The 10937-nt window shown below is 69.1% G+C and carries 11 protein-coding genes; 1 reads left to right on the plus strand and 10 read right to left on the minus strand.

Annotation, left to right across the window (positions count from 1 at the left end; translation table 11 throughout):
• The 5 genes from nuoE to AN216_RS12270 all read right to left on the minus strand — a co-directional run.
• A partial coding sequence (gene nuoE, locus AN216_RS12250; RefSeq protein ID WP_070196690.1) for an NADH-quinone oxidoreductase subunit NuoE occupies positions 1-794 on the minus strand: 794 nt, incomplete at its 3' end.
• Positions 791-2137 (minus strand): NADH-quinone oxidoreductase subunit D, encoded by a 1347-nt coding sequence (locus tag AN216_RS12255; RefSeq protein WP_070196691.1) that lies wholly within the window; start codon positions 2135-2137, stop codon positions 791-793. The genes AN216_RS12255 and nuoE, both read right to left, overlap by 4 nt.
• Positions 2137-2895: an NADH-quinone oxidoreductase subunit C gene (locus AN216_RS12260; RefSeq protein ID WP_070196692.1), complete on the minus strand. Its 759-nt coding sequence runs from the start codon at positions 2893-2895 to the stop codon at positions 2137-2139. Before AN216_RS12260 ends, AN216_RS12255 begins: the two co-directional genes overlap by 1 nt.
• Positions 2892-3446, minus strand: a complete 555-nt coding sequence (locus tag AN216_RS12265; protein ID WP_070196693.1) for a NuoB/complex I 20 kDa subunit family protein — start codon at positions 3444-3446, stop codon at positions 2892-2894. The genes AN216_RS12260 and AN216_RS12265 overlap by 4 nt, the downstream gene beginning before the upstream one ends.
• Positions 3447-3457: 11 nt before the next feature.
• Positions 3458-3817, minus strand: coding sequence for an NADH-quinone oxidoreductase subunit A (locus tag AN216_RS12270; RefSeq protein WP_070196694.1), 360 nt, complete (start codon positions 3815-3817; stop codon positions 3458-3460).
• Between the two features lie 804 nt (positions 3818-4621).
• On the opposite strand from AN216_RS12270, the gene AN216_RS12275 reads away from it, so the two are divergent.
• Positions 4622-5422 carry a C40 family peptidase gene (locus AN216_RS12275; RefSeq protein ID WP_107401969.1) on the plus strand — a complete coding sequence of 267 codons (801 nt, stop codon included), beginning with the start codon at positions 4622-4624 and terminating at the stop codon, positions 5420-5422.
• Positions 5423-5509: 87 nt separating this feature from the next.
• On the opposite strand, the gene AN216_RS12280 is transcribed toward AN216_RS12275, so the two are convergent.
• The 5 genes from AN216_RS12280 to AN216_RS29205 all read right to left on the minus strand — a co-directional run bounded on the left by AN216_RS12280 (position 5510) and on the right by AN216_RS29205 (position 10626).
• Positions 5510-6817 carry a geranylgeranyl reductase family protein gene (locus tag AN216_RS12280; protein WP_070196696.1) on the minus strand — a complete coding sequence of 436 codons (1308 nt, stop codon included), beginning with the start codon at positions 6815-6817 and terminating at the stop codon, positions 5510-5512.
• A gap of 218 nt (positions 6818-7035) precedes the next feature.
• Complete coding sequence (locus AN216_RS12285) at positions 7036-7746, minus strand: demethylmenaquinone methyltransferase (RefSeq protein WP_079166517.1); 711 nt, start codon at positions 7744-7746, stop codon at positions 7036-7038.
• A 57-nt stretch (positions 7747-7803) separates the two neighbouring features.
• Positions 7804-8415: a Uma2 family endonuclease gene (locus tag AN216_RS12290; protein ID WP_244502434.1), complete on the minus strand. Its 612-nt coding sequence runs from the start codon at positions 8413-8415 to the stop codon at positions 7804-7806.
• Between the two features lie 148 nt (positions 8416-8563).
• A complete protein-coding gene (gene mqnC / locus AN216_RS12295) occupies positions 8564-9760 on the minus strand; it encodes a cyclic dehypoxanthinyl futalosine synthase (protein ID WP_070196735.1) in 1197 nt (398 codons plus the stop codon).
• A gap of 173 nt (positions 9761-9933) precedes the next feature.
• Positions 9934-10626, minus strand: coding sequence for a hypothetical protein (locus AN216_RS29205; RefSeq protein WP_170843102.1), 693 nt, complete (start codon positions 10624-10626; stop codon positions 9934-9936).
• Positions 10627-10937 lie beyond the last annotated feature (311 nt).

Consider the following 10937-nt stretch of genomic DNA (forward strand, 5'->3'; position numbering starts at 1 on the left):
GCCGGATCGGACGGAGCGTTCTGCTGCGGAGCGTCGTGCGAGCTGGGGTGGGTCGCCGGCCGTTCCCCGGCCGGCGGTTCACCCGCCCGCGGGGAGACCACCCGGCCGGCGGGCGTCTCCCCCTTGGCCAGGCGCAGGCCGGCGAGGGACGCGGGGCCGGCCCCGCCGGTCGCCTCGACGGCGCCGGGCCGCTCGTCGGGGAAGCCCGCGAGGATGCGCGCGGTCTCCTTGAAGGTGCACAGCCGGGCGCCGCGGGTGGGTTCGACGTCCCGCCCTGCGCGCAGGTCGTCCACCAACCGCGTGGCGCTCTGCGGAGTCTGGTTGTCGAAGAACTCCCAGTTGACCATCACCACGGGCGCGAAGTCGCAGGCCGCGTTGCACTCGATGTGCTCGACGGTGACCTTGCCGTCCTCGGTGGTCTCGTTGTTCCCGACGCCGAGGTGCCGCTGCAGTTCCTCGAAGATCTCGTCGCCGCCCATCACCGCGCACAGGGTGTTGGTGCAGACGCCGACCTGGTAGTCGCCGGACGGCTTGCGCCGGTACATGCTGTAGAAGGTCGCGACCGCGTTCACCTCGGCCGTGGTCAGGTCCAGCAGTTCGGCGCAGAACCGCTGCCCGGTACGGGTGACATGGCCCTCCTCGGACTGCACGAGGTGCAGCATCGGCAGCAGGGCGGAACGGCTGTCCGGGTAGCGGGCGATGATCTCCTTCGCGTCCGTCTCCAGTCGGGCCCGGACGTCCGCGGGATAGTCGGGAGCCGGCAGCTCGGGCATACCGAGTGACACGTCCGTCATCGGTCAACGCCTCCCATCACGGGGTCGAGGGACGCGACGGCCACGATGACGTCGGCGACCTGGCCGCCCTCGCACATCGCCGCCATCGACTGCAGGTTGTTGAAGGACGGGTCCCGGAAGTGCACCCGGTACGGCCGGGTGCCGCCGTCGCTCGCCACGTGCACGCCCAGTTCGCCCTTGGGCGACTCCACAGCCACGTACGCCTGTCCCGGTGGCACCCGGAAACCCTCGGTGACCAGCTTGAAGTGGTGGATCAGGGCCTCCATCGAGGTGCCCATGATCTTCTTGATGTGGTCCAGGGAGTTACCCAGACCGTCCGGACCCAGAGCGAGCTGTGCCGGCCAGGCGATCTTCTTGTCACCGACCATCACGGGGCCCGGCTCGAGCCGCTCCATGCACTGCTCGATGATGCGCAGCGACTGCCGCATCTCCTCGATGCGGATCTTGAACCGGCCGTAGGCGTCGCAGGTGTCCTCGGTGGGCACCTCGAAGTCGTAGGTCTCGTATCCGCAGTACGGCTGCTCCTTGCGCAGGTCGTACGGCAACCCGGTGGAGCGCAGGATGGGACCGGTGGCGCCCAGGGCCATGCAGCCGGCCAGGTCCAGATGACCGATGCCCTGGAGCCGGCCCTTGAAGATCGGGTTGGTGGTGGCGAGCTTGTCGTATTCCGTGAGGTTCTTGCGCATCTTCTTCACGAACTCGCGCAGCGCGTCCATGGTGCCGGGCGGCAGGTCCTGGGACAGGCCGCCGGGGCGGATGAAGGCGTGGTTCATGCGCAGCCCGGTGATCAGCTCGTACAGGTCCAGAACCAGCTCGCGGTCCCGGAAGCCGTAGATCATCACGGTGGTGGCGCCCAGCTCCATGCCGCCGGTGGCGATGTAGACGCAGTGCGAGGAGAGCCGGTTCAGCTCCATCAGCAGCACCCGGATGATCTGGGCGCGGTCCGGCACGTCGTCCTCGATGCCCAACAGTCGCTCGACTCCGAGGCAGTAAGCGGCCTCGTTGAAGAACGGTGTGAGGTAGTCCATGCGCGTGACGAAGGTGGTGCCCTGCGTCCAGGTGCGGTACTCGAGGTTCTTCTCGATACCGGTGTGCAGATAGCCGATGCCGCAACGGGCCTCGGTCACCGTCTCGCCGTCGATCTCCAGGATGAGTCGCAGCACGCCGTGCGTGGAGGGGTGCTGCGGCCCCATGTTGACGATGATGCGCTCGTCGTCGCTCTTCCTGGCCGCCTCGGCGATCTCGTCCCAGTCGCCGCCGGTGACGTCGTAGACGGTGCCCTCGGTGGTCTCGCGGATGCCCGCGGTCGCGTGGGTCGCGTCGGTGTTCGGGTGGGGAGACATCAGCTGTACGACCTCCGCTGGTCGGGTGCCGGGATCTGGGCGCCCTTGTACTCGACGGGAATCCCACCGAGCGGGTAGTCCTTGCGCTGCGGGAAGCCCTGCCAGTCGTCCGGCATCATGATCCGGGTCAGCGCCGGGTGACCGTCGAAGATCAGGCCGAAGAAGTCGTAGGTCTCCCGCTCGTGCCAGTCGTTGGCCGGGTAGGTCTCGACGATCGACGGGATGTGCGGGTCCTCGTCGGGCGCGGTGACCTCGAGCCGGATCAACCGGTTGTGTGTGAACGAACGCATGTGGTAGACGGCGTGCAGCTCTCGCCCCTGGTCCTCCGGGTAGTGCACGCCGCTCACGCCGGTGCACATCTCGAAGCGCAGCGCCGGGTCGTCCCGTAGCAGCCGGGCAACCCTCGGCAGTTCCTCCCGCTCGACGTGGAAGGTGATCTCGCCGCAGTCGACCACGGTCTTGCCGATCACGTCCTCCGGCCGCACGCCCTGCTCCTCGAGCGCGCCCTCGAGTTCGTCGGCGACCTCGTCGAACCAGCCCGCCTCCGGGCCCGGTCCGTACGGCCGCTGCGAGCCGCCGGGCAGCCGGACGGGACGTACGAGGCCGCCGTAACCGGAGGTGTCGCCGCCGTCGTTGGCACCGAACATGCCACGACGCACCCCGATGACCTCGCCCCCGGCACCGCGATGACCGGGCAGGTTCTCCGCCTGGAGGTCCTGGTCCGGGTTCACGCCGTTGCTCTGGCCGTTCTCGCTCACCGAAGCAGCCCCTTCATCTCGATCGTCGGAAGCGCGTTCTTCGCCGCTTCTTCCGCTTCCCGGGCCGCTTCCTCCTGGTTCACGCCCAGCTTCGAGCCCTGAACCTTCTCGTGGAGTTTGAGGATCGCGTCCATCAACATCTCCGGACGCGGCGGGCAGCCGGGGAGGTAGATGTCGACCGGCACGACGTGATCGACGCCCTGCACGATCGCGTAGTTGTTGAACATCCCCCCGGACGAAGCGCAGACACCCATGGAGATCACCCACTTGGGGTCGGGCATCTGGTCGTAGACCTGGCGCAGCACCGGAGCCATCTTCTGGCTCACCCGGCCCGCCACGATCATGAGGTCCGCCTGCCGTGGTGATCCGCGGAAGATCTCCATGCCGAACCGGCCCAGGTCATACCGCCCCGCGCCGGTGGTCATCATCTCGATGGCACAGCAGGCGAGTCCGAAGGTCGCCGGGAACATCGACGCCTTGCGCACCCAGCCGGCGGCCATCTCGACGGTGGTCAGCGCGAAGCCGCTCGGCAGTTTCTCTTCGAGTCCCATTTCCTATGCCCCTAGTCCCATTCCAGACCGCCCCGTCGCCACACGTACGCGTAGGCGACGAAGACGGTGAGCACGAAGAGCAGCATCTCCACGAGCCCGAAGATCCCCAGGGCGTCGAACGAGACAGCCCAGGGGTAGAGGAAGACGATTTCGATGTCGAAGACGATGAAGAGCATCGCCGTCAGGTAGTACTTGATGGGGAACTTGCCGCCGCCCGCCGGCTGCGGCGTGGGCTCGATCCCGCATTCGTACGCCTCGAGCTTGGCTCGGTTGTACCGCTTCGGGCCGATGACCGCGGCCGCGGCCACGGAGAAGATCGCAAAGGCCGCTCCCAGGGCCCCCAAGACAAGGATGGGCGCGTACGCGTTCACCGCTCCTCGCTCCTTCCGGTTTCCCCCTGTCGGGGGCCTCTCTCGGGCTGCCGGTCCGGGGGGACCGACGCTGACGTCCGGCTGGCCGCTGGGCCGGTGCCGTTACCCACGAAGATCGCTCCTATGTGAGGCAGTTCACAAGCCCTGGTGGAGCATCTTATGCCCGGGGCTCTGTGACGTGCGACACGGGGTGCTACTACAGCTTTGTGATCTTTGCCACCTGCTGAATGAACATAAGGCAAACTGCATACTCGTCTACACACGCGAAGCGCGTGGACAGTCACCGGTGGTGACCCCTCGGGCATGTTGACCTGCCCGGAAAGCGGTTTCGCTATCAAGCGTAGCGATGCAATGGCAAATTCGCGCTGGACATCACTAGCTGCTAGTCGACGATCTTGGAACAGGGATGGGACACCCTACGGATCAAGGCGCCGCGCTCGTCCGCCGAAGCGCGACGGGCGATTCGCCGGCGAAGGTCGTGAACGGCGGCACAAGGACTATCGCGCGTCGTGTGACCAAAAAACGGGCGTGACCGATGAGTTCGGTTTGTCCTGTGACCTGCGTCACGGCAACTCTCGGCGTCCGACGTCTTCTTTGCCGCCGTTATGCGTACGTGATAAGCCCTGGGAGCAATTCGGTCTTAGCGGACAACGACCAGGACACAGGGCCGTAGTTGGGCATTGCTAACGCGCCGTCAACCCGCTCGCCAAAGATCCAGACCGGGCCAACTGGCCCACAGGCCGCCGACTGTGGCGCATCCCACCTTTATTGAAGGCAACCCAGGACCCCTGATACCCAGTACTCATGTCCCCAACCGCGCACATACCCAGCCACCGGAAGCCCCGCACCCGGTCCAGGCGAAACCTGGCCATGCGGGCCGGAGTTGCCGGTGGCGTCCTCGGCACCATGGCGGTGACGGCCGGGGCCGCACCGTCCTCCTCGGGCGGCCAGGAGTCCACGCCCAACGAGACCACCGCTCAGCTCCCGGCCCTCGACGTCAACCTGCCGACGGCGACCGAGCAGGCCGCCGACTCACTGCAGCGCTCGGCACACCAGTACGAGTTGGACGACGCTCGGGACCAGGCTGCCGACAAGGCGGCCGACGAGGCCCAGGAACAGAAGACCGAGGCCGCCGAAGCCCGCCGGGCCGAGCAGGCGCGGCAGGCCGAGCAGGCACGTGCCGAGCGCGCCGCGGAACGTACGGCGCTCAGCTCGGACGCGGAGACCTCCGCGCCCGACGAGGCGGCGACCGGCAGCGTGGCAGAGGTGCTCAGCTTCCTGCGCGCCCAGGTCGGGAAGGCGTACGTCATGGGCGCCTCGGGGCCCAACGCGTACGACTGCTCGAGTCTCACCCAGGCGGCCTTCAAGCAGGCCGGCATCGACCTGCCGCGGGTTTCCCAGGACCAGTCCACCGTCGGCACCCAGATCTCGGTCGACCAGGCGCAGCCCGGCGACCTGCTGTTCTGGGGCGGGGTCGGCAGCGCGCACCATGTCGCGGTGTACGTCGGGAACGGCAACTACATCGACGCCGCCAACCCGGAGAAGGGCGTCGTGGAACAGCCGCTCTCGGACTACCCGCCGGACTCGGCGGCCCGCGTCCTCTGACCGGGCCGCCACCCGCGAACCCACGTACCAGGGGCCCCACCGTCACGGCGGTGGGGCCCCTGGTACGTGCGCGGGAGCACAGGGTGCTCAGGCGCGCGGAGCCACCTTCGACAGTCCGTTGATGATCCGGTCCATGCTGTCACCGCCGTTCGGATCGGTGAGATTGGCCAGCATCTTGAGCGTGAAGCGCATCAGCAGCGGGTGGCTCAGTCCGCGCTCCGCGGCCAGCTTCATGACCTTCGGATTGCCGATGAGCTTCACGAACGCGCGCCCCAGCGAGTAGTAGCCCCCGTAGGTCTCCTTGAGCACCTTGGGGTACCCGCGCAGGGCCAGTTCGCGCTGCGCGGGACTCTGCCGCGCGTGCGCCTGCACGATGACCTCGGCCGCCGCCTGGCCGGACTCCATGGCGTACGGGATGCCCTCGCCGTTGAACGGATTGACCAGCCCGCCGGCGTCGCCCACGAGCAACAGCCCTCGGGTGTAGTGCGGTTGCCGGTTGAACGCCATGGGCAGCGCGGCACCGCGGATCGGCCCGGTCATGTTCTCCGGGGTGTAGCCCCACTCCTCCGGCATCGAGGCGCACCAGGTCTTCAGGACCTCCCGCCAGTCCAGGTCCTTGAAGGAGGAGGAGCTGTTCAGCACGCCCAGGCCGACGTTCGAGCAGCCGTCGCCCATGCCGAAGATCCAGCCGTAGCCGGGCAGCAGCCGGTCCTCCGCGCCGCGTCGGTCCCACAGCTCCAGCCAGGACTCGAGGTAGTCGTCGTCGTGTCGCGGCGAGGTGAAGTACGTACGCACCGCGACGCCCATCGGCCGGTCGTCCCGCCGGTGCAGGCCCATCTTCAGGGAGAGCCGCGTCGAGTTGCCGTCCGCGGCGACGACCAGCGGCGCGTGGAAGGTCGCCGGGGCCTTCTCCGGACCCGTCTTCGCGTGCACGCCCACGATCCGGTTGGTGCGCTCGTCGAGGATCGGCTCGCCGACGTTGCAGCGTTCGTACAGCCGCGCGCCCGCCTTCTCCGCCTGCCGCGCCAACAACTCGTCGAAGTCGTCCCGGCGGCGCACCAGGCCGTAGTTCGGATAGCTGGCCAACTCCGGCCACTCCAACTGCAGTCGATGCCCGCCACCGATGATGCGCAGCCCCTTGTTACGGAGCCAGCCGGCCTCCTCGGAGACATCGATGCCCATGCCCACCAGCTGTTTGGTGGCCCGTGGGGTGAGGCCGTCGCCGCAGACCTTCTCGCGCGGGAAGGCGGTCTTCTCCAGCAGCAGCACGTCCAGTCCGGCACGAGCCAGGTGGTACGCGGTGGTCGAACCGGCTGGGCCGGCTCCCACCACGATCACGTCCGCCCGTTGCTCGGACGGCGTGGACGACGCTTTGGCGAGGGGCTGCTCGGTCACAACGGGCTCCCGCAAGACTCGGTGGCGCGTGCCGGTCGCCCCGGCGCTGACAGGCACAGTCTAGGAGGCGGGCGGCGGGCGGCCGTGCCGCGGGGGATCGGATGCGGGAAACCGTACGGACGCACCACAGGACGGCGGCACGCCGGTACGGCACGGCACCTGCCTGGCGGGCGGGCGTACCCGGCGGGCGTACGGACGGCTCGGCGCCCGGGCTCGGCTCAGTCCCGCGCGCCCGCGCTCGCCTTCACGCCGCGGTGCAGCGCGACGATGCCGCCGCTGAGGTTCCGCCAGGCCACCCGGGACCAGCCGGCCCGTTGCAGCTGACCGGCGAGGGCGGGCTGCTCCGGCCAGGCGCGGATGGACTCGGCGAGATAGACGTACGCGTCCGGACTGCTGGACACGCGCCGCGCGACCGGCGGCAGCGCCCGCATCAGGTACTCGGCGTACACCGTGCGGAACGGCGCCCAGGTGGGATGGCTGAACTCGCAGATGACCAGCCGCCCGCCGGGGGCCGTCACCCGCAGCATCTCGCGAAGCGCGGCGTCCACGTCCGAGATGTTGCGCAACCCGAAGCTGATCGTGACGGCGTCGAACACGTCGTCCCGGAACGGCAGTCGGGTCGCGTCCCCGGCGGTGAACGGCATCCACGCGTGCCGCTTCTTGCCCTCGCTGAGCATGCCCAGCGAGAAGTCACAGGGCACGGTGAAGGCACCGGCCTCGACGAACGGCATGGCGGAGGTCGCGGTGCCGGCCGCGAGGTCCAGCACGCGCTGTCCCGCACACGGCTCGACGGCGCGGGTGACGGCACGGCGCCAGAACCGGCTCTGCCCGAGGGAGAGCACGTCGTTGGTCAGGTCGTAGCGCTCGGCGACGTCATCGAACATCGCGGCGACTTCGTGCGGTTGCTTGTCCAGAGATGCGCGGGTCACGGCTCCATTGTTCACCGCACGCCGGACACGCGTACGCCGGGGCGTCGGTACGGCGCGTCAGAGCTGGACGAGCGAGGCCAAGTCCACCTCCACCGGGAAGGGCACCTCGGTCTTCAACCGGGTCCGGTGGCGCGGATGGTCCGGCGGGGCCAGGACGCCCATCTCGTGGTGCCGCCAGAACTCGTGCACCTCCGGGACGCCGTCCGCCCCGCGCTCCACACACCAGTAGTACGGCACGCCCCTCTCCCCGAGCATCCCCGGCTTGCGGAACCTGTCCTCACTACGGGAGCCGGGCGAGACGACCTCCGCGACCAGGGCCACGTGCTCCACCGGCAGGCACTCCAGGGTGAAGACGTCCAGCCCGGTCTTGTCGTACACGACGATGTCCGGCTTGATGATGTTGTGCTCATCGACCATCACGCAGCGTTCGACATTGATCCCGCACGGATCGCGCTTGGCCTGTCTCAAGGCCGCGCAGAGGTTGTCCCGCACCTGGTCGTGCCAGAACTTCGTCATGCCTCGAGTCACGATGATCCCGTCCACAAGTTCCCAGTCGAAGGGCAGCTCCAGATCCTTCACCTGGTCGTACGTCCAGCCGTCCTCCGGCGGGCACATCCAGGTGTCCGGGGTGGCCCGCTCCTGCCGTTCGGCGGTCATAGCTACTCCCATGGGCACAAGCGTGAACGGACGTGTGGGTCGTGCTCCAGCGTTCGACCGTACCGTCACTCGAAATGAGAAGCCGCCGACCACGCCGTTGATGGATCGGCGGCCCCTGTCCCGTTCGCCGGGCTCCCGGTACGCCCTCGCGCGCTCCCGCTCAGCCCGCGTCGACCAGGTTCAGTTGCGGATGCGCCGTGCCCCCGTCGATCGCGGTGGAGGACAGGTGCGAGACCGCCCGGTCGTCGACCGGGTCCTGTGCCGGGTCGTCGTGCACCACCAGGTGCTCGTACGTCGTCGCGCGCTGGGCTGGTACGCGGTCCGCCTTGCGGATGAGGTCGATCAGCTCCAGCCGGTTGGAGCGGTGCTTCGCGCCGGCCGAGGAGACGACGTTCTCCTCCAGCATCACCGAGCCCAGATCGTCCGCGCCGTAGTGCAGCGACAACTGACCGGCCTCCTTGCCCACCGTCAGCCAGGAGCCCTGGATGTGAGCGATGTTGTCCAGGAAGATCCGGGCGATCGCGATCATCCGGAGGTACTCGAACACGGTGGCCTGCGTCCGACCCTTCAGCGTGTTGTTCTCCGGCTGGTAGGTGTACGGGATGAAGGCGCGGAAGCCGCCCGTACGGTCCTGCACGTCCCGGATCATGCGGAGGTGCTCGATCCGCTCCGCGTTGGTCTCGCCGGTGCCCATCAGCATGGTGGACGTCGACTCGACACCGAGGCCGTGCGCCGTCTCCATGATCTCCAGCCAGCGCTCGCCGGACTCCTTGAGCGGCGCGATCGCCTGGCGGGCACGGGCCGGGAGGAGTTCGGCGCCCGCCCCGGCGAAGGAGTCCAGGCCGGCCGCGTGGATGCGCCGGATCGCCTCCTGTGGGCTCACCCCGGAGATCCGCGCCATGTGCTCCACCTCGGAGGCACCCAGGGAGTGGATCACCAGCTGCGGAAACGCCTGCTTGATCGCGGCGAAGTGCTCCTCGTAGTACTCCACGCCGTAGTCCGGGTGGTGACCACCCTGGAACATGATCTGGGTGCCGCCCAGTTCCACCGTCTCCGCGCATCGGCGCAGGATGTCGTCCAGGTCCCTGGTCCACACCTGGTCGCTCTTCGGCGAGGCGTAGAAGGCACAGAACTTGCAGGCGGTCACACAGGAGTTGGTGTAGTTGATGTTCCGCTCGATGATGTACGTCGCGAGGTGCTCCGTACCGGCGTAGCGCCGTCGGCGGGCCTCGTCCGCGGCACTGCCCAGGGCGTGCAGCGGGGCCGAGCGGTAGAGGTCGAGCGCCTCTTCCGGACTGACCCGGCCGCCCTGCGCGGCACGGTCGAGTACGGACTGGAGGTCGGCGTTCTCGGGCACCGGGCGTCCCTTCATGGCGGCTACAACGACCGATCCAGCCTACGCCAGCCCTTTGACACCGGTTCGGCAGCGTCCGTGCCGCGGCCCGTGCCCGCCGATCCGCGCCCTGAGTGCGGACCCGATACGGGTACGAACCCCGGGGTACGGACGGCCGCCCCCACGGCCCCGCGCGTTCACTTCACCTTGCGCAGGGTGCCCTCCGTGTTGCCGGCCGGATCATCGTTGGACTCGTAGCGCAGGCTGCCGTCCTGGCGGAGGGAGAAGGTCTCTTCGGCACCGCCGTCGCTGCACCCCGTCTGGCCCTCGGGGACCGAGGCCTCGGTGACCAGCTTCCGCTCGGTGGCGGAGCCGAGCGTCCAGCCACCGTGGCACTCGAGGCTGGCCAGCTTGGTGACGCCGGTGGCGATCCGGTCGCCCACGCCGCCCTCCTTGATGGTGATCGTCATCGTCCCGCCCGGCAGACCGCTGTCCGTCCGCAGGTCGCCACGCCAGGTGCCGACGAACTTCTGGGGCACCGAGGCCACTTCGCCGTCCGAGGGCTCGTCACTGGGCTTGTCGCCACTGCCTCCCGTGCCGCCGCTCGCGTTGCCGCCGTTGCCTTCGCCGCCACCGGAGGGGGACGGCTTCTCGGAAGCGGCCGGAGGCTGGTCGCCATGCTGGGTGTCGCCACCCGTGCCGGGCAGCAGGTCGAAGACGAAGGTCGAGGTGACCAGCCCGGCCACCAGCAGACCCGCGACGGAGAGTACGAGCGTGCAGCTCAGCTTCCTGGCCCTGGTTCCGCGCGGGCCGGTGGTGCCCTCAGCCGCCGCCGAGGCGGACACGGCCAGCCTGCCGCCCGCGCCCTGGCCCGCCGGCTGTCCGGGCACGTCACGCCGCTGGTCCGGGGCCGGTACGTGCGGCGCGCGTTGGTGTGGAAGCGGGGCGTCGGAGCCGCCGGCCCCGGACGGTCCGGGTGGGGGCGTGGCGCCGCCAGCCCCGGCAGCGCCACCGCCGGGCGGGACGATGACGATCACCATCAAGGAGGGCGGCGTGGGCGACCGGATCGCCACCGGCGTCACCAAGCTGGCCAGCCTCGAGTGCCACGGTGGCTGGACGCTCGGCTCCGCCACCGAGCGGAAGCTGGTCACCGAGGCCTCGGTCCCCGAGGGCCAGACGGGGTGCAGCGACGGCGGTGCCG

The sequence above is a fragment of the Streptomyces oceani genome (assembly GCF_001751245.1).
In the GTDB taxonomy this organism is placed as follows: domain Bacteria; phylum Actinomycetota; class Actinomycetes; order Streptomycetales; family Streptomycetaceae; genus Streptomyces; species Streptomyces oceani.

What these genes read in the sequence shown, in the direction of transcription:
- AN216_RS12290 (WP_244502434.1), bottom strand. Translation starts at nt 8,415, where the DNA reads ATGGGAGTAGCTATGACCGCCGAACGGCAGGAGCGGGCCACCCCGGAC.
- AN216_RS12255 (WP_070196691.1), bottom strand. Translation starts at nt 2,137, where the DNA reads ATGTCTCCCCACCCGAACACCGACGCGACCCACGCGACCGCGGGCATC.
- AN216_RS12275 (WP_107401969.1), top strand. Translation starts at nt 4,622, where the DNA reads ATGTCCCCAACCGCGCACATACCCAGCCACCGGAAGCCCCGCACCCGG.
- AN216_RS12265 (WP_070196693.1), bottom strand. Translation starts at nt 3,446, where the DNA reads ATGGGACTCGAAGAGAAACTGCCGAGCGGCTTCGCGCTGACCACCGTC.